Origin of the sequence: Massilia solisilvae, from assembly GCF_024753215.1 — a bacterium.
In the GTDB taxonomy this organism is placed as follows: domain Bacteria; phylum Pseudomonadota; class Gammaproteobacteria; order Burkholderiales; family Burkholderiaceae_D; genus Telluria; species Telluria solisilvae.
This window is the reverse complement of record NZ_JANUGV010000001.1, coordinates 1,266,897-1,285,552: the sequence shown is the minus strand read 5'-3', so window position 1 is coordinate 1,285,552 and position 18,656 is coordinate 1,266,897. Positions and strand designations below refer to the sequence as shown.

The 18,656-nt window shown below is 65.0% G+C and carries 16 protein-coding genes; 4 read left to right on the top strand and 12 right to left on the bottom strand.

The window, feature by feature from the left end; all coding sequences use genetic code 11:
- Window position 1: 1 nt before the first annotated feature.
- Window positions 2-538, bottom strand: a complete 537-nt coding sequence (locus tag NX773_RS05840; RefSeq protein ID WP_258855380.1) for a DUF488 domain-containing protein — start codon at window positions 536-538, stop codon at window positions 2-4.
- Window positions 539-653: 115 nt separating this feature from the next.
- Here NX773_RS05840 and NX773_RS05835 point away from each other — a divergent pair, with 115 nt between their 5' ends.
- A complete protein-coding gene (locus NX773_RS05835) occupies window positions 654-2,774 on the top strand; it encodes a gluconolaconase (RefSeq protein ID WP_258855379.1) in 2,121 nt (706 codons plus the stop codon).
- 219 nt (window positions 2,775-2,993) lie between these two features.
- Here NX773_RS05835 and NX773_RS05830 read toward each other — a convergent pair whose 3' ends face one another.
- From NX773_RS05830 to NX773_RS05775, 11 genes are all read right to left on the bottom strand, one after another.
- Window positions 2,994-3,344 carry a hypothetical protein gene (locus tag NX773_RS05830; RefSeq protein ID WP_258855378.1) on the bottom strand — a complete coding sequence of 117 codons (351 nt, stop codon included), beginning with the start codon at window positions 3,342-3,344 and terminating at the stop codon, window positions 2,994-2,996.
- Window positions 3,341-4,030 carry an alpha/beta hydrolase family protein gene (locus NX773_RS05825; protein WP_258855377.1) on the bottom strand — a complete coding sequence of 230 codons (690 nt, stop codon included), beginning with the start codon at window positions 4,028-4,030 and terminating at the stop codon, window positions 3,341-3,343. The genes NX773_RS05830 and NX773_RS05825 overlap by 4 nt, the downstream gene beginning before the upstream one ends.
- Window positions 4,027-4,560, bottom strand: coding sequence for a PAAR domain-containing protein (locus tag NX773_RS05820; RefSeq protein ID WP_258855376.1), 534 nt, complete (start codon window positions 4,558-4,560; stop codon window positions 4,027-4,029). Before NX773_RS05820 ends, NX773_RS05825 begins: the two co-directional genes overlap by 4 nt.
- A gap of 206 nt (window positions 4,561-4,766) precedes the next feature.
- Complete coding sequence (locus tag NX773_RS05815; protein ID WP_258855375.1) at window positions 4,767-5,591, bottom strand: metallophosphoesterase; 825 nt, start codon at window positions 5,589-5,591, stop codon at window positions 4,767-4,769.
- A gap of 52 nt (window positions 5,592-5,643) precedes the next feature.
- Window positions 5,644-8,193 carry a bifunctional diguanylate cyclase/phosphodiesterase gene (locus NX773_RS05810; protein ID WP_258855374.1) on the bottom strand — a complete coding sequence of 850 codons (2,550 nt, stop codon included), beginning with the start codon at window positions 8,191-8,193 and terminating at the stop codon, window positions 5,644-5,646.
- A 97-nt stretch (window positions 8,194-8,290) separates the two neighbouring features.
- Window positions 8,291-10,015: a methyl-accepting chemotaxis protein gene (locus NX773_RS23505; protein WP_307728438.1), complete on the bottom strand. Its 1,725-nt coding sequence runs from the start codon at window positions 10,013-10,015 to the stop codon at window positions 8,291-8,293.
- A 55-nt stretch (window positions 10,016-10,070) separates the two neighbouring features.
- Window positions 10,071-10,553: a chemotaxis protein CheW gene (locus tag NX773_RS05795; RefSeq protein ID WP_258855373.1), complete on the bottom strand. Its 483-nt coding sequence runs from the start codon at window positions 10,551-10,553 to the stop codon at window positions 10,071-10,073.
- Window positions 10,554-10,703: 150 nt separating this feature from the next.
- The gene (locus tag NX773_RS05790) at window positions 10,704-11,357 is read right to left on the bottom strand and encodes a flavin reductase family protein (protein WP_258855372.1); all 654 of its coding nucleotides are present in this window, start codon (window positions 11,355-11,357) and stop codon (window positions 10,704-10,706) included.
- A gap of 69 nt (window positions 11,358-11,426) precedes the next feature.
- Window positions 11,427-12,692 carry an MFS transporter gene (locus tag NX773_RS05785; RefSeq protein ID WP_258855371.1) on the bottom strand — a complete coding sequence of 422 codons (1,266 nt, stop codon included), beginning with the start codon at window positions 12,690-12,692 and terminating at the stop codon, window positions 11,427-11,429.
- 63 nt (window positions 12,693-12,755) lie between these two features.
- Window positions 12,756-13,910 (bottom strand): acyl-CoA dehydrogenase family protein, encoded by a 1,155-nt coding sequence (locus NX773_RS05780; protein WP_258855370.1) that lies wholly within the window; start codon window positions 13,908-13,910, stop codon window positions 12,756-12,758.
- A gap of 11 nt (window positions 13,911-13,921) precedes the next feature.
- Window positions 13,922-14,725, bottom strand: coding sequence for an IclR family transcriptional regulator (locus tag NX773_RS05775; protein ID WP_258855369.1), 804 nt, complete (start codon window positions 14,723-14,725; stop codon window positions 13,922-13,924).
- Between the two features lie 311 nt (window positions 14,726-15,036).
- On the opposite strand from NX773_RS05775, the gene NX773_RS05770 reads away from it, so the two are divergent.
- The 3 genes from NX773_RS05770 (at window position 15,037) to NX773_RS05760 (ending at window position 18,650) form a co-directional block, all read left to right on the top strand.
- Window positions 15,037-15,807, top strand: coding sequence for an enoyl-CoA hydratase (locus NX773_RS05770; RefSeq protein ID WP_258855368.1), 771 nt, complete (start codon window positions 15,037-15,039; stop codon window positions 15,805-15,807).
- Between the two features lie 3 nt (window positions 15,808-15,810).
- The gene (locus NX773_RS05765) at window positions 15,811-17,319 is read left to right on the top strand and encodes a 3-hydroxyacyl-CoA dehydrogenase (protein WP_258855367.1); all 1,509 of its coding nucleotides are present in this window, start codon (window positions 15,811-15,813) and stop codon (window positions 17,317-17,319) included.
- Window positions 17,320-17,447: 128 nt separating this feature from the next.
- Complete coding sequence (locus NX773_RS05760; protein ID WP_258855366.1) at window positions 17,448-18,650, top strand: 3-oxoadipyl-CoA thiolase; 1,203 nt, start codon at window positions 17,448-17,450, stop codon at window positions 18,648-18,650.
- Window positions 18,651-18,656: the final 6 nt, after the last annotated feature.

The following is an 18,656-nucleotide window of genomic DNA, read 5'->3' as shown; positions in this document are numbered from 1 at the left end:
CTCAGGCCTCGCCCTCCGCCGCCGGGTAGGTGATGCGCGTGCCGTCCACCTGCGCGAACGGGGTCAGCGTGTGCGGCTTGCGCTTGTGCGGTCCCATGATGTGCGCGACCGGGATGCCGCGCACCACCAGCGCATCGGCCACCATCGAACGGTGGCAACGCCACGGCACCGCCTCGGCACACATCAGCGCGCACGGCACCGTCTGCGACAGGGCGACCAGGTCATCGACATTGTGCGAAAACTCGGGCGTCTGCATGTAGTCGGCATAGCCGCGGAACGACGCGTTGCGCCAGCCCTTGTTCGGCGAATCGGCGCGCGCGTGGCGCAGCCCGCCCAGGCCGGCAATGTGGCGGTATTCGATTCCCGCAGCGGCGAGCGCCCCGGGCAGCGTATCGCGGTCGAACTGCGGATTGTGGCGCGAGCGCGGCACCGTGCGGATGTCGAGCAGGCAGCCAATCCCGTTCTCCTTGAGCAGGCCGATGAATTCCTCGATCGGCCGCGTCGCATGGCCGATCGTGCAGACGAGCGGTTTCTCCAACGTGCACTCCGGTTCGCTTGATCCCCCATGATTGTCGCCCGAGCCGCCGCCGGGCGGCGCCCGGATCACCTTTCGGGTAATCTTGCTGCTTTCACACTCCGTTTCACCTAGGCAATTGAACCGAAAAATCATCATCTCCGGCATCGGCGCCATCCTCGTCGCGCTCATCGGCATCTTTGCCTACCGCGCCTGGCAAGCGCCAGGCCCGGGCCAGCGGGCGCTGCAGGCCGTGCTGCACCCGCTGGGCGGGCGCACCAGGCCGGACTGGCAGGCCTACGTCTCCACCCTTGCCGGCGACGGCGCGGCTGCGGACAGCCGCTTCAGCGATCCGTTCGGCGTGGCGGTGGACGCCAACGGCGCGGTGTTCGTGGCCGATGGGGGCGACAGCAACCGCGTCGAACGCATCGGCACGGACGGCGCGGTGACCACGATTGCCGGCGGGCGCGAGGGCTTCGCCGACGGGCCGGGTGCCCAGGCAGCCTTCAACACACCCTCTGCCCTGGCCTTCGACAGCAAGGGCAACCTGTACGTGGCCGACACCGGCAACCATGCGATCCGCCGCATTGCGCCTGGCGGAGGCGTGAGCACCATCGCCGGCAACGGCACGGCAGGCTTTGCCGACGGCAAGGGCGACCAGGCCCGCTTCAACGGCCCCGTGGGGCTGGCCGTTGACGGCGCCGGCAACGTGTTCGTGGCCGACACCTACAACGACCGCATTCGCCGCATCGCGCCCGATGGCAGCGTCACCACGGTGGCCGGCGCCGGCCATCCGGGCCAGCTGGACGGCCCGGCCGGCGATGCCGCCTTCGACACGCCGACCGCAATCGCGGTTGCGCGCGACGGCACGCTGTATGTGGCCGACACCGGCAACAACGCCATCCGCAAGATCGGCAAGGACGGCATGGTCAGCACCTTTGCCGCCGCGCCCGAGGACGAACGCCGCCCCATCCTGCGCCGGCCGGTCGGGCTGGCGCTGGCCCGGGACGGCTATCTCTACGTGGCAGCCAGCTCGGGCGGACGCATCCTGCAGCTGGCGCCGGATGGCGCCTGCCACGCGCTGCGCCATGCCGACGCGGCGCTCGCATCCGAGTACGGCAGCGACGGCACGGTGCGCCTGTACGGCCCGCGCGGCCTGGCCCTGCAGCGCGATGGCAGCCTGCTGGTGGCGGACGCACTGGCGCTGCGCATCCAGCGCCTTGGCGCCGCGCGCCCGGACCAGCCGCCGGCGGCCCAGGCTGCGCCGCCGGAACCCGCGCGCACGGAACCGATGCCCTGGCCGCTCGCCCCGCAGTTCGGCAAGCACGAAGTGGTGGGACTGATGGGCGAGGTGCGCGGCAGCTACGATGGCGAAAACCGCGACCACTTCCACGCGGGCCTGGACGTGCGCGCCGACGTCGGCCAGCCGGTGCTGGCGGTCGCGCCATCGAAGGTGACCGATCCGCTCGCGAACTGGGGCTTCGGCACGCTGAGCGAAGGCATCGGCGTCGGAGCCCTGTCGTACGTGCACATGCGGGTTGGGCGCGACACCCGCGGCCGCGCGCTGGACCCGCGCTTTGACGTGCAGCGGGACGAGCGCGGCAAGGCGCAGCGGGTGCGCGTGCGGCGCGGCACCCGCTTTGCGGTGGGCGAGGTGCTCGGCACTGTCAACGGCATGGCGCACGTCCACCTCGAGTACTACCCCGGCGGCCCGCACGGCAATCCGCTCGCCCTGCCCTTCGTCGGGATCAGCGACAGCATCGCCCCGCACATCGACAGCGTCACCCTGTACGACAGCGGCAATCACCCGCTGCGCGCGCGGCGCGGCAAGCGGCTGCTGGTGCCGCGTTCGGCCGGCGCGCTGCAGATCGTGGTCGATGCCTACGACCAGATGGACGACAACCTCGCGCGCCGCCGCCTGGGCCTGTACCGGCTCGGCTACCAGTTGCTGGACGCGGACGGCAAGCCGCTCGCCGGATTCGAGCAGCCCTTGATCACCCAGGTGTACAACCGCCTGCCGCGCAGCCGCGAGGCGGTCAAGCTGCTGTATGCGCCGCAGAGCGGCATCACCGTCTATGGCAGCAAGCTCACGCGCTTTGCCTATGCCATCACCAACACGCTGCGCGACGGGAACGTGGCGCCCGGCAGCTGGAACACCGACGCGCTGGCGCCGGGCGACTACGTGCTCAGGATCTTTGCGGCGGACTTTGCCGGCCACAGCGCCACCACGGGGCGCGACCTGGCGCTGACGATCGAATAGGTCGTGACAACGTATTTTTGCACCCGCTAGCGGTGCTGTCTGCCAGGCGAATCAGGAACTCTTACCGCATCGAAGAAGAAGCCATTCCAGAATATGACAACTTTGTTTGGCTTCTTGATGAAGACCTGCGTACACCCGGTATCGACCACGGTGACCGGGTTCGGCAAGTAGCTGCCGAGTTCGGCGTGAACGCTTGCGCCATTAGACCACCATATTCGCCTACGGAAAACTCTTTGCCAGCCAAGATTCCAGAACCGAAGCAAGCGCAAACAGAAGCAGTCCGGCCGCGACAAACGCATTTATCAACGTCCGGCTGGCTTTATATCGCGCCAGCGCGCGTGCCCTTACGAATAGCCAGTACGGCGCTATCAACAGCAGTGCCGGAATGATGTATTCCAAGTGCGCCAGGAAAGGAAATCCCCATCCGCTCACGTACGTAAAGTGCCAGTGCTCGTCGAACCCCCATTTGACCAAGCGATACGAGTATGCCAGGCCATTGAAGGCAATAACCACACTCCCTATCAGCGCAAGCGCTTGCAAGAGATTGCTTAACGCGGCGGCCCTCTTCATCGTAAACCTTGTTCAAAAAGGAATTTTGCCAACTGCCTGCGCCTCATCCTGCCTTCTTCCGATGCAGGTCTGTAGTAGAAGTGGCCGATGCCTCTTGTCGTGCCAGAGTCGTCGTTTTGCTTCTCAAGCTTAGACTTTGCGAGGAGCAACCTCCACTGGGAGATTCCAGCAAATATCGGATCGCCGTGTTCCCGCAAATTGATAATGATGAGTTTCTTGATGTTCTTATTACTCTGCAGATGACTGAGGAAATCGCCGTCAATCGGGGAGGCGATCAGGGCCAAATGATCGACAATATATCCATTGCTTGCATAAACGTGCGCTGTCTGAGCTGCCATTAACGATCCATACGAGTAGCCGATCAGATTGAACTGTTCGGCAGCAATCTTTTCCATGCCCTCAACCATCCAATAGCGGTCCCCGGGATCGCGTTCATACCTTAGCTCGATGGCAGAGCGGACAGCGTCCGGTATGTCGCCAATGGTGCGCTTGCCCACCCACACATGCTTGATGCCGCTCTCCTGGAATGCCGCGACCTGGTCTGCGATATAAGGACCATTCAGCCCGGCACCTCCCCAATAAACGGTGCCTCGCGGTTTGTTGACTGCAATTTTAAGTGGCCCTTTAGAGTCGGATTTTAGCGTTAAGGCAGCGGTCACGCTCACAACGACAATTGCGGGGATCATTTGATCGTCCCGGTGTGGCCCTCGGGCAGAATCTCGATCTTCACCTCGGCGGGATCATCCGAGATGACCTTTTCCGTTTTTCCTTCAGCGTCGCTCTTACCTTCCGTGACCGTACCCTTGAATGTCATCCGGTAATGGCGATTCGGCAGCGCCCGCCCGGTCTGCTCATCGGTTAGCAAGAATTGATGCTCATAGCCTTCATTTGTCTTGCCTGCCCACTCCCCGGCATCGTTCAGGACAAACCGAGTTGGGGCCTCTTCGCCGTGTTCGTTGCTCACGCCGTCGATGTCGTTGAGCGTCGAGACGAGGGGGCAGCCGCCGCTCGTTTTCATGCCGTGGATAACAAATTGCTGGCCGTTCAAAGTGCGGCGGGCGAACCCCTCGACGATCTTGCATTTTTTTTTGCAAGCCATTTGAGCGCCTTGGTAAGCGTAGGGCACTCCCCGGCCTGTGCAGTGCTGGAAGCCCTCGACCACTTTTCCGCCGCATGCCGCTTGGTCGTCCACTCTAATCCAGCCAATAATTTTCATGGCATCTCTACTTGATTGAACGTAAAAGTTCAATGTAGTGAAGCGTAGACCGCAAACATTGATCTTGAACAAGTAAGCGGACGCCACCCTTTCCTCGCGAGAACCGGCGGCAGCACAATTGGCGGCTGGGACTTGGCATCCAACCGGCCTGCCTGATCCAACGAACGACCGGCAGCGACCTGGCGCTGACGGTGGAATGAACCGGGCTACAGCTCGATGACCAGGTCTTCGCGAAAGGCTGCCTGCTCGCCCTTGCGCTGGTAGCCGAGCGGGTTGGCCACCACGCGGCAGGACCACGGGCGGCCGTTGTCGCGCCCCTCGACCAGGTAGTCGTTCATGCAGTGCAGGTGGCCGTGCATCCACAGGTCCACGTACGGGAACAGATCGTCCAGCGAGTTGCAGAAGCCGGCGGTGCCGGGCGTGAGGCCATAGCGCGGGTCGGCGCTTTTCAGGCTCGGCGCATGATGCGTCACCACCACCGTCTTGCCGTCGAACGGCGCGGCCAGCGCCGCGCGCAGCCAGTCCTGGCACTGCAGCGCCATGTCGCGAATGGACTCCGCCAGCACCGGTTCGCCGGCCACGAAGGTCGAATTGCGGCTCAAATACCAGTTGGCCGCGCGGAATGCCTTGGTGCGCAGCTTCATCTGGCGCGACAGGTCGGGCTCGTCGCGGATCAGCGCATCGAAATCGGTCCACAGGGTGGTGCCGACAAAGCGCACGTGGCCGAGCGTCACGACCTGGCGGTCGAGCCAGAGGATGCCGAGCTGCGCGCAAATCTCGCGCAGGCGCTGGTAGGCCTGCACGTACTCGAGCCCGTCGAACTCATGGTTACCCGGAATGAAGAGCACACGCACGCCCGGGCGCGACGGCACGAACCGCGACAGGCCAAAGTCGTCCGATTGCAGCCGCGAGCCTTGCTGGTAGGAGCCGATATCGCCCGCCAGGACGACCACGTCCGTGTCGTCGGCAATCCGGGGAAAGAAATCGGGATCGGTTTCGAGATGGATGTCGGAGAAAAGCTGAATGCGCATCCGCGCAGTATAGCGCCAACACCGGCACGCCCCGCGCGGCGGCAGGACGCGCTCACTCCAGGCAGACAGCCTGCATCGCCGGCGTCAGCCATTGTTGCGCGAACACCTCTGCCGTGACCGGCCTGCCAAAGTAGAAACCCTGGGCCTCGTCGCAGCCCATCGCGCGCAAGGTGTCCGCCTGTGCCGCCTCTTCCACACCCTCCGCGATCACGTCCAGGTCGAGGTTGCGCGCCATGCCGATGATCGTCGTCACGATCGTCCGGTCGTGGTGGTCCTTGAGCATGTCGCGCACGAACGCCATGTCGATCTTCAGCTTGTCCACCGGCAGGCGCTTCAGGTACGACAGCGATGAGTAGCCGGTGCCGAAATCGTCGATCGTGAGCGCAAATCCGGCGCGCTTGAGCGTCTTCATGATCTCGATCGCGCGTTCCACGTGATGCATCACGCCGCTTTCGGTCAGCTCCAGCTCGAGGTCGGACGGCGCCAGGCCCTCTTCCCGAACGATTGCCTGGATGCTGTCGGCCACGCCTGCCTCGTCCAGCTGGCGCGCGGAGACGTTGACCGCGAGCCGTCCGGGGGACGCGAGGTCCGCGTCCTGCCATGCTTTCAGCTGGCGGCACGCCTGGCGCAACACCCACTTGCCGAGCACGCCGATGATGTCGCGCGCCTCGGCCACCGGTATGAACGTGGCGGGACTGATCCACCCCCGTTCCGGATCATGCCAGCGCAACAGCGCCTCCGCGCCGACCAGCTTGCCGGTGCGAAGGCATACCTTCGGCTGGTAATGCAGCTCCAGCTTATCCTCGCTCAGCGCGCGCTGGAGTTTCCTGGCCAGCTCCATCCGTTCGGCCAGCTCCGAGCCCATCTCAGGCCGATAGCAGATGTGGCCCGCCCCGGTTGCCTTGGCGCGGTACATGGCAATGTCGGCGCACTTGAGCAGGTCCTCGCTGGTGGTGCCGTCGCTGGGATAGAAGGCGATGCCGATGCTGACGCCAACGGAAAAGGTCCCGCCGCTGGTGACGACCGGATCGGTCAGCGCTTGTTCGAGCCGCTCCGCGATGAGGATGCCCGCGTGCGCGTCGTCGGTTTGGGCCACCACCACGAATTCGTCGCCTGCCAGGCGCGCCAGTGTCTCGTCACCGCGCAACGCTGCCCGGAGCCGCGTGGCCACCTTGACCAGCACCTGGTCGCCGACCCCGTGGCCGCGCGTGTCGTTGATTTCCTTAAAACGGTTCAGGTCCATGAACATGACCGCCAGCGTGCGCCGATGACGCTGCGCATTCATGAGCGCCTGTTCCACCCGGTCGGCAAACAGCCTGCGGTTCGGCAGCCCGGTGAGCATGTCATACAGGGCCAGATATTCGATCTTCTCCGCCGTCGCCTTTCGCTGGGTGATATCGGTGTTAATCACGAGCACCGATTGCGGCTGGTGATCCTCGCTCCGCACCAGCGTCCAATGGCTTTCGACCGCGAAGCTGCTGCCGTCCTTGCGCCGGTGCATAAGTTCGCCGCGCCATTCGTCGTGCTCGAGCAATTCGTCGGTGAGCGTGGCGAACTGGGACGGCTCGTCATACAACAGTTCCACCTCGGACCGCCCCAGCACCTCCTTCGACGTCCATCCGTACAGCCGCTCCGCGCTCTTGTTCCAGAACTGGATGCGGTGGTCGATACCGCGCACGAGAATGGCGTCGGTGGCCTTGTCCAGCAGTGACAGCTGGTCGCGCTGGCGCGCCACATGCGCGCGCGCTTCCTCGCGCAGCCGCTGCTTCTCGGTCACGTCCTCGGTCATCACCAGCAAGCGGCGCCGTTCCTCCGCGTCGCGGATTCCTGCCAGCGCAACCCGTAAGCGCTTGCCGCCCCACTCAGTCGCGATGCCTTGGCGGGTCGACTCGTCCCTGAGGACGCGCTGGGCCTCCTCGCGCAACGCATCGTTCCGGAAAACCGCATCGAGCGCGCGCGCGAGCGCGCTGCCCTCCTGCTGCATGCCGAAGATTTCCAGGAAGGCGCGATTGACCCGGATGATGCGCAGGCTCTCGTCCGCGACGATCAGTCCGACCGGAAGGTTGGCGATGATATCCTCGGAAAAGCGCTTCAGCCCGAGGATGGCATTGCGGTCGGTGAGATCGGTGAGCGCGCCTGCGACCCGTTGCGGGGTACCGTCGGGTGCGCGAATGGTCTTGCCCTGGGCGCGGAACCATCGGTACTCGCCGTTGCGGCACTTCAGCCGGTACGTCACATCGTACGGCGTCCTGCCGGTCCGGTCATGGACGTGGGCGGCAAAGGCCACCAGGGTGGGGCCGGCGTCGTCCGGGTGCAACCGGGACGACCAGCTGCGCAGCACGTTCGGAAAATCGCGCTCGTCGCTATACCCGAGCAGGCGCCGGAACTGGTCGGACCACCAGAACGGGTTGTCGCCGTCGATCGGATCGGGACTGCAAATTTCCATGTCCCACAGGCCGTCGCTGGTCGCCTGGCGGATCAGGTCGAAGCGCGCCTGCATCGCCCCTATCTGTGCGCGCAGCGCCGCCAGCTCCGCTCCAGGTTGCGCTGGCGGCGCCCTGCGCGCTTTCCCGCGCAGGAACCTTAGAAAAGATGCAATCACCGCCTGTTTCCTTTGCTTTGCTTACCCCCGCCTGGGCTTGCCATGGAAGTGATAAGAGCGGGGCGACGCCGGCACGCCGCGCGCGCCCGCGCCGGGATCAAAAACTTTCCCACTCGCCACCGGCCGACGCCTTGACAAGCCTTGGCCTGGCCTGTCCCGCAACGCGCGGAGTCGACGGGCGCGCCGATGCGGCCTGGGCCGCCGGCAACGCCAGCCCCTGCTGCCCGGCCGCCAGCTTGAATACCTTGACCGTCTCGAGCAAGGCTACCGCCTGGTCCTGCATCGACTGGGCCGCCGCCGCGGCTTCCTCCACCAGCGCCGCGTTCTGCTGCGTCGCGTTGTCCATTTCCGAGAGCGCCTGGTTCACCTGCTCGATGCCGGCGCCCTGCTCGCTGCTCGCCGCAGTGATCTCAGACATGATCCGGGTCACCCGTTCGATACTGCGGACGACCTCATCCATCGTCGTGCCCGCCTGGTCCACCAGCCTGGAACCGGCATCCACCTGGCCGACCGAATTGCTGATCAGCTCCTTGATTTCCTTGGCGGCGGAGGCGGAGCGCTGGGCCAGGTTGCGCACCTCGGTGGCCACGACTGCAAAGCCCCTTCCCTGCTCGCCGGCGCGCGCCGCTTCCACTGCCGCATTGAGCGCGAGGATATTGGTCTGGAACGCGATGCCGTCGATCACACTGATGATATCGACAATCTGCTTGGACGACGCGTTGATCGATCCCATCGTGTCGATCACTTGCGATACAACCTGGCCGCCTTTGACCGCGACCTCGGAGGCCGCCGCTGCCATCTGGTTGGCCTGTTTGGCGTTGTCTGCGTTCTGCTTGACCGTCGAGGTCAGTTCCTCCATCGACGACGCCGTCTCTTCCAGGAAGCTCGCCTGCGATTCGGTGCGCGCCGACAGATCCGCGTTGCCCGATGCGATCTGCTGCGACGCGGCGCTCACCGACACGGCCGAGGTGTGCACCGCACCGATCACGCGGGCCAGGTTTTGCTGGACCCGGCCAGCCGCCGCGAACAGCGTGCCGATCTCGGTGTTCGAACGCCAGTCGATCGACGATGTCAGGTCGCCGCTGCCCATGCGGTCGAGGTGCTCTCCGATTTCCTTCAGCGGCCGTTGTACGATGTGGGTCAGCGCCCAGCGTGCCAACACCGCGAGCAGCACCGCCAGCACCATGCTGCCCATCATGACTCGTTGAAGCTGGGCTACCTTCTGATGCGCGCCGGCTTCTGCCTCGTCGCCACGTGCGGTCGCTTGCTTGGCGAACTTGTCCAGTTCGCTGTTGAAGCTGCGCGACGCCGCAATGCTGCGCACCGAACTGATTTGATCGTAGGCCGCGGTATCGCCGGCCAGCACGGCTGCCTGCTCGGCGCGCACGCTGGCGTTCAGCGCCTGGTAGGTCGAGACCAGTTTCTGCGCCAGTTCCTGGTCTTGTGCGCTGGCGCGCGGCATCTTGGCGAAGCTGTCGATCAGCTTTTCGCCCTGTTCCAGGCGGACCCCGACGGTCTTCATCAAATCCTTCGCCGCCGCCTCATTGCCGACCCGCGCGGCGCTCTGGGTGCCGGCCAGCGACACCCGAGCCCGCTGGGTTGCGGCGAACGCGCCATTGACCGCCTGCACCTCGTCGTTCACCGCGCTCAAGGCCAGGACAGAATCGGCGGTGCTGCGCAGGCTGTTCCATGAAACCAGGTTGCCGACTGCCATGACTGTGACCAGCACCACCAGCACGAAGGTGAGGCTGGTACCGATACGGATCTTCCTGGACATCGCAACCGGATGCCCATTGCTGCCATCTGCATGTATTGCGTTCATTTCGTTCCCAACATGTTTGCTGTCACTTCTTCCCGCGGTGCGCCCTTACGGGGGCTCAAGCGGCCATCTTTTCGATGAGCCCGATGTCGGTGGCCGACATGAGCGCATCGATGTCGAGCAGGACGACCATCCGATCGTCCAGCGTACCGATGCCGAGAAGATGATTGACATTCAAGGCCGTGCCCATGCTCGGCGCCGGCTTGATCTGCTCGTGTGACAAGGCAATGACATCGGACACGCGATCGACCACCATGCCGACCACGCGTCCGCGAATGTTGAGAATGATGACCACGGTGAACTGGTCGTAGGTGGCGCTGCCAAGGTTCAGCCGAATGCGCATGTCCACGATCGGAACAATGCTGCCGCGCAGGTTGATCACGCCCTTGATGTAGTCGGGCGCATTGGCGATCCGTGTCACCGCCGCCGCGTCATAGCCGCGTATCTCCTGCGTCTTCAGGATAGCGACCCCGTACTCTTCCCCGCCCAGTGCAAAGGCGAGGAATTCCCCATCGCCTTGGGCTGCTGCCAGCTCACTCATATTTGTCCCCGTTCAATTTCTATTATTCAACAAACTTGCCGTTAGGCAATAATAGATACTAAATCATTCATTTCCAGAAAGCAATGTTTACGCTTGACCGAATGTCTGTTTTTTGGAAACGTTGGGAAGCGGCAGCCGGGGGTTTGTAACTCAGCTGTTCGGGCCGTCGCGACGCAACCGGGTTTCCACCTCGCGCACCCGCACGTAATTGGCGCGCCCGAGTCGCCCCAGCGGCCGGGTCTCGAGCTTTTCCAGCAGGTCGATGCGATGGTTCTGCTCGCCCTTGCGCCCCACGTACACAGCCTCGTCGATGTGCACGTGCTCCACGCTGCCCATGATCCACTTGTTCGCACCGGCGTCCACGATGTCGTACAGCTTGCATTCATACGCAACCGGCGCGCGCGCCACACGCGGCGGCTTGACGATGGCGCTGGGCGCCTCGGCCAGGCCGGCATAACGAAATTCGCTGTCACCGGGCGCCAGGTCGGCCGCCGTCCGGACCATTTCGTCCATCAGTTGCTCGGGCACGATGTTCACCACGAACTCGCGGGTTGCGAGGATATTGGTGTACGTGTCCTTCGGTATCCACTCGCCTGCATGGTTGTCCCCGCGCGGCCCGCAACTGAAGCCAAGCACCGGCGGATACGGCGAAACGACGTTGAAGAAGCTGAACGGGGCAATGTTGGGCGCCCCGTCCGCTGAAATGGTCGAGACCCAGGCAATCGGGCGCGGCACGACGGAGTCGCGCAGCAGGAAATACATCTCGGTCGGCTGGAAATCGGAGGTGGATAGCGAAATGGTCATGGCTGCTCCATATAAAAGACAAAGCCGGCCCGTGCGCGATGCAGGGGCCGGCTGAAACAGGCAGTTAAATTACTGCTGGGGGTCGTACTGTTTTTCCTTGATGAACAGCGCCGGCACGATACCGCACAGGAAATACGCCGCGCCCATCACCAGGAAGCCCAGGCCGATCGAGCCGTTGGTGGCGAGGTAGCCGATGCAGGCCGGAGCCACCGCCGCGCCGATGCGGCCGACGTTGTAGGCGCCGCCCACGGCCGAGCCGCGGATCGAGGTCTCGAAGCTTTCGGTCATGTACGTCGCGTTCACGCCGTACGGAATGCCGTACAGGAAGCCGAACACGATCAGCAGGTACACGATGTTTTCCGGGGTGTGGTAGAACACGATGGCCGGCAGGAACACCGCGGTGCCGAGCGCGCCGAAGGCAAACACGGCGCGGCGGCCGAACTTGTCGGCGAGCCAGCCCGCCACGATCTTACCGAGAATCATGGCGACATAGGTGCCGACCATGTAGCCGGTCATCGCCTTGAAGTTCATGTGCAGCTCTTTTTCCAGATAGGTCGGCATCCAGTTGTTCACGCCGTAGTAGCCGAACTGCAGGAAACCGGCGGCCAGCGACCACATGATGAACATGCGGCGGTGACCCGGGTGCGCGAAGATGATCTTCATCGCGCTTTCCTTCTTCTTGCTGCTGACGATGCCGGCGGCCTTGTCGGCGAGGGCTTTCTGGCGCGATGCGACCCACGATGCCGGCTCCGGCACGATGCGTTGCATCAGCACGGCCAGCACCACAGGGATGATCGCGATGTAGAACAGCCAGCGCCAGCCGTAGGTCGGCAGGATCCAGCCAGAGAGCAGCGTGGCCACCACGTAGCCGACCGACCAGCCGGCCTGCAGGCTGCCCAGCACGGTGGTGCGTCGCTCGGTGGGCACGTATTCGGCCATCAGCGTGTTCGACACCACGTACACCGCACCCAGGCCGAGCGAGGCGAGGAAGCGGAACACGGCGAACTGTTCGAAGCTGTGGGTCGTACCCAGCGCCGCGGTACCGATCGAAAACAGCATGATCGTGGCGACCACCGTGCGCACCCGCCCGAAACGGTCCGAAGCCAGACCGCCGAAGATGCCGCCGATGGCCATGCCGGCCAGCGTGACGCTGCCCAGGGTGCCGGCCTGCACCTTGGTCAGCCCGAACTCCTTGGTCAGGCTGGACAGGCTATAGGACAGGAACATGAGGTCCGCCCCATCGATCATCAGTGCCAGGAACGCAAAGATGAACACGGCAACCCATATTTTTTGATTTTCCGCGGTGACTACCGCGCGGTTTGCTGCTACTTCCATTTCTCCTCCGGGAAAAGACACGCGCGGCGTTGGAGGCACCGCGCGACAATTGCAAATTCGGGTTTACAGCTGTGCGTGCTTGATCATGTTGCGGGCGATGACCAGCTGCTGGACCTGGGTCGTGCCCTCGTAGATGCGGAACAGGCGCACGTCGCGGTAGAAGCGCTCGATCGCGTATTCCGAGACATAGCCGGCGCCGCCGTGGATCTGCACCGCGCGGTCGGCCACGCGGCCGCACATTTCCGAGGCAAACATCTTGCAGCACGCTGCTTCGGTAGAAATATCCTGCTTGCTGTCGCGGCGGCGCGCCGCATCGAGCACCATGGAACGGGCGGCGTAGATTTCCGCCTTGCTGTCGGCCAGCATGGCCTGGATCAGCTGGAACTCGGCGATCGGCTTGCCAAACTGCTGGCGCTCCATGGCGTAGCGCAGCGCATCGTCGAGCATGCGCTCGGCCGCGCCCACGCAGATCGCGGCGATGTGCAGCCGGCCCTTGTCCAGCACCTTCATCGCGGTCTTGAAGCCGACACCTTCCTTGCCGCCGATGATGTTGGCGGCCGGCACGCGGCAATCCTCGAAGATGACGTCGCTGGTATGCGCGCCCTTCTGGCCCATCTTCTTGTCGGTCTTGCCAATGTTCAGGCCCGGCGTGCCCTTCTCGACGATGAAGGCCGTAATGCCGCCTGCGCCCTTGATGTCCGGGTTGGTGCGCGCCATCACCGTAAATACGCCCGCTTCCGGTGCGTTGGTGATGAAGCGCTTGGTACCGTTGATGACGTAATGATCGCCATCGCGCCGCGCGCTGGTGCGCAGCGAGGCCGCGTCCGAACCCGAGCCCGGCTCGGTGAGCGCGAACGACGCGATCAGTTCGCCCGAGGCAAGCTTGGGCAGGTAATGGTTCTTCTGTTCTTCGGTGCCGTCGACGATCAGGCCCTGCGAGCCGATGCCGTTGTTGGTGCCGATTAGCGAGCGGAACGCCGGCGAGGTCTTGGCGATCTCGAAAGCGACCAGCACCTCCTCTTCCATCGTCAGCCCCAGGCCGCCGTATTCCTCGGGGATGCACAGGCCGAACAGGCCGATGTCCCGCATCTCGGCCACGATGTCGGCCGGGATCTGGTCGGTTTCAGCCACCTCGTTCTCGGCCGGCACCAGCCGTTCGCGCACGAAGCGGGACAGGGTGTCGAGCAGGACATTGAGGGTTTCTTGATCGCGAATCATGCTTCTTCCTTCTAAATGCGGCCCATTGCGCCGCTAACACGTTTAACCAGGCTCACCAGCCGCGGCCCGATGTCGTTCTCGAGCAGCTCGCGGGTGAGCATGAAGGCCGGACCACCGCAGTTGAACGCGATCACCGTTCCGTCGGGATTGGTGAACGGGACGCCCACCCCGGAGGTGGCCTTGTCCCAGTCGCTCATCGAAATGCAGAAGCCGCGCTCGGCGTAATCGCGCAGGCCCTGTTCGATGCCGGCCTTGACCTGCGGCCACTCGGTGCCGGCGCGCAGCCGGATCTGGTCCAGCAAAAAATTCCGTTCTTCTTCCGGCAACCCGGCCAGATAGGCGCGGCCCATGCCGGTGGTCGCGATCGGCAGGCGGGTGCCGATGCCGCGTTGCAGGATGATCGGCGAGCTGCTGCGGATCGATTCCACGTACACCATGCTCAGGCGGTCGCGCATGCCGATCGACACCGACGCCTGCGAGTGCTCGGCCAGCTCCTGCATGAAGGGCTTGGCTACCTCGCGCACATCCACGTTCGACAGCATCGAGTAGCCCAGCGACAGCACGCCGGCGCCCAGCCGGTACTTGCCCAGCTCGGCCGAAAAATCGAGATAGCCCAGCTTGGCCAGGGTGCCCGCCAGCCGCGACACGCTCGGCTTGGGGATGCCGGAGCGACGCGCCAGTTCGGTGATGCCGAGATACCGTTCCCGCGGTTTGAAGCAGCGCAGCAGTTCCAGTCCGCGCGCCAGCGCAGTCACAAATTGGCGGTCCTTCCCCTGCCCATCATCGTCGAAATGTTCGATATCGGTTTCGCTCATGACTGCTCCTGTTTTGTGTTTGTTGCCGCGGGTTTCGCCGGTCTTTATGGGAACGGATGCTGTCATATCATTTCTGATGATGTCAAGTATTTTCAAACCGCTAATTCGCAGTGCGAACCACGCGGCTTTTTTGCCACGAAAACTTGTCAACTGTGCATTGATTGCGCGCAGCCCGTTCCGCCAAGCGGACCGCGGCTTGCTCAAAAATGGAGCCGCGCGGCCCGGCCCTTTACAAGCCCGAAAACTTTAAATATTCTGGCTGGCATTCATCCTTTTGCGAACCCACGGTTCGCGGTGCGAACCAACTCACCATGACAGAGATTCTCCTCTCCCGCCCGGAACCGGGCATTGCAAGCCTTTGCATCAACCGTCCCGAAGTACGTAACGCGCTCAACCAGTCGGTGCGCCGGCAACTGGCGGAGCATTTCAGCGCCCTCGGCCAGGACCCCGACATCCGCTGCATCATCGTCACCGGCGGCGACAAGGTCTTTGCGGCCGGCGCCGACCTGCGCGACATTGCCGACGCCACCGCGATCGAGATGCACCTGCGCCAGGTGCAGCGCCTGTGGCAGGCGATCGCCGGCTGTCCCAAGCCAGTGATCGCCGCCGTCAACGGCTATGCCTGGGGCGGCGGCTGCGAGCTCGCCATGCATGCCGACATCATCGTGGCCGGGGAGAATGCCTCGTTCGCGCAGCCCGAAATCAAGGTCGGCATCATGCCCGGCGCCGGCGGCACGCAGCGCCTGACCCGCGCCATCGGCAAGTTCCAGGCAATGAAGATGCTGCTGACCGGCCTGCCGATCAGCGGCCGCGAAGCGTTCGCCGCGGGCCTGGCCAGCGAGGTGGTGGAGGACGCCAAGGTGCAGGAACGCGCGCTGGAACTGGCGCGCACCATCGCCGCCATGCCGCCGCTGGCCGCCGCCCAGATCAAGGAAGTGTTGCTGGCGGGGCAAGATGCCTCGCTCGACGCCGCGCTGATGCTCGAGCGCAAAGCCTTCCACCTGCTGTTCGCCAGCCAGGACCAGAAAGAAGGCATGCGCGCCTTCTTCGAAAAACGCAAACCCAGCTACACAGGACAATAAGCAATGAGTTCAACTTCCCTTCTCGGCATCGTCGGCTGCGGCCTGATGGGCCGCGGCATCGCCCAGATCGCCATCCAGGGCGGCATTCCCGTGATCCTGCATGACAGCCGCCCGGGCGGCGCCGAGGAAGCGCGCACGGCCATCGGCGCCACGCTGCAAAAGCTCGCCGACAAAGGCAAGATCGGCGCGCAGGACGTGGCGGATGCGTGCGCGCGCCTGTCCGTCGCCTCGGCACTGGCCGACCTGGCCCCGTGCACCACGGTGATCGAGGCGATCGTCGAAAAGCTGGACGTCAAGCAGGAACTGTTCCGCCAGCTCGAGGCCGTGGTCGGCCCGGACTGCATCCTGGCTACCAACACCTCGTCGCTGTCGGTCACCGCGATTGCCGCCGCCTGCAAAACGCCTGGCCGCGTGGCGGGCTTCCACTTCTTCAGCCCCGTGCCCTTGATGAAAATCGTCGAGGTGATCGCCGGCCCGCTGACCGACGCGCCGGTGGCCGACCAGCTGGTCGCGATCGCGCGCCAGATGAAGCACACCCCGGTGCGCGCCAGCGACACCCCCGGTTTCATCGTCAACCACGCCGGCCGCGGCTACCTGACGGAGTCGCTGCGCATCCTGGGCGAAAGCATCGCACCGCATCCGGAAGTGGACCGCATCCTGCGCCAGGCCGCCGGCTTTCGCATGGGCCCGTTCGAGCTGCTGGACCTGACCGGGCTCGACGTGTCGCAGCCGGTGATGGAATCGATCTACGACCAGTATTACCAGGAACCGCGCTTCCGCCCCTCGCCGATTGCGCGCCAGCGCCTGGCGGCCGGGCTGCTGGGCCGCAAGAGCCAGCGCGGCTTCTACCGCTACGAGGACGGCCAGAAGCAGGACGTGGCCGAAGCCGCGGTGCCGCCCCGTACCTCCACCCCTGTCTGGCTGGGCGCGGCGGACGCGGCGGCTTTCCCGGCCGTCAGCGAGCTGCTCGACCAGCTCGGCGCCGCGCGCGACACCGGCGCGCGCCCGGCCGACGGCTCGCTGTGCCTGGTGCTGCCGGTGGGCCAGGATGCCACCAGTTGCACGGTCGCCGCCCAGCTCGACCCGAGCCGCACCGTGGCGCTGGATCCGCTGTTCCTGGCCGGCCGCCGCACGCTGATGACCACGCCGCTGACTGCCACCGCCTTCCGCGACGCCGCTCATGGACTGTTCGCGTCCGACGGCGTGCCGGTCTCGGTGGTGCGCGACAGCGCGGGCCTGGTGTGCCAGCGCGTGGTCGCCACCATCGTCAACATCGGCGCCGACATCGCGCAGCAAGGCATCGCGACGCCGGAAGACATCGACAAGGCAGTCACGCTTGGCCTGGGCTACCCGAAAGGGCCGCTGGCGATGGGCGATGCGCTGGGCGCGGCGTCCATCCTGCGCATCCTGGATGGCCTGTTCGACTTCTACCGCGACCCGCGCTACCGTCCCAGCCCGTGGCTCAAGCGCCGCGCCATGCTGGGCGTGTCGCTGCTCACCCCCGACAACTGAACATCGTAGCTGGGCGGGTCTCCCGCCCACGCGTTCAACCGCCGCGTGAGCGACACGATTGCTCGCCGTGCCGTTGAACGCGTGGGCAGGAAAACCTGCCCCCCTACCCCAATCTCAAGGAAAACAATATGCTCGACGCTTATCTCTACTCCGGCCTGCGCACCCCGTTCGGCCGCGTTGCCGGTGCCCTGGCCCCGGTCCGTCCGGACGACCTGATCGCCTCCGTGATCCGCAAGCTGGTGGAATCCTCCCCGTTTGAAGCGAACCAGATCGAAGACGTCATCCTCGGCTGCGCCTGCCAGGCCGGCGAAGACAGCCGCAACATCGCGCGCCACGCGGTGCTGCTGTCCGGACTGCCGCACACCATTCCCGGCCAGACCGTCAACCGCCTGTGCTCCAGCGGCCTGGCCGCGGTGCTGGACGCCGCGCGCGCCGTCACCAGCGGCGAAGGTGACCTGTACATCGCGGGCGGCGTGGAGAGCATGAGCCGCGCGCCGTTCGTCGTGGCCAAGAGCGAGTCGGCCTTCGGGCGCGAGTTCAAGGTGTTCGATTCCGCCATCGGTGCGCGCTTCCCCAACCCGCGCATCACCGCGCAGTACGGCAACGACACCATGCCGGAGACCGCCGACAACGTGGCGCGCGACCTGGACCTGAGCCGCGAGGACGTCGACCGCTTTGCCGCCCTGTCGCAGGCGCGCTTCGAGGCGGCCCGCGCCAGCGGCTTTTTGGCGGGCGAGATCATGCCGGTTGAAGTGCCGACCGGCCGCAAGACGCCGCCGCGCATCGTGAGCGAAGACGAGCATCCGCGCCCCGAGTCCACGTTCGAATCGCTGTCGAAACTGCGGGCGCTGTCCGAAGGCGGCGTAACCACCGCCGGCAACGCCTCGGGCGTAAATGACGGCGCGGCGGCCATGTTCATCGGCAGCCGCGCGGTGGGCGAGAAGGCCGGCGCCAGGCCGATGGCGCGCATCCTGGCCGGCGCCGCGATTGGCGTCGAGCCGCGCGTCATGGGCGTGGGCCCGGCCTACGCGATCCCGAAAGCGCTCGAGCGCGCCGGCCTGACGCTGGCCGACATGGACGTCATCGAGATCAACGAAGCCTTCGCGGCCCAGATGCTCGGCTGCCTCAAATTGATGGGCGTGGCGTTCGACGACCCGCGCGTGAACCCGAACGGCGGCGCGATCGCGGTCGGCCACCCGCTTGGCGCATCGGGCGCGCGACTGGCGCTGAACGCCGCGCGCGAACTGGAACGCCGCAACGGCCGCTATGCCGTCCTGAGCCTGTGCATCGGCGTTGGCCAGGGCCTGGCCGTCGTCATCGAACGAGTCTGAAAGGAG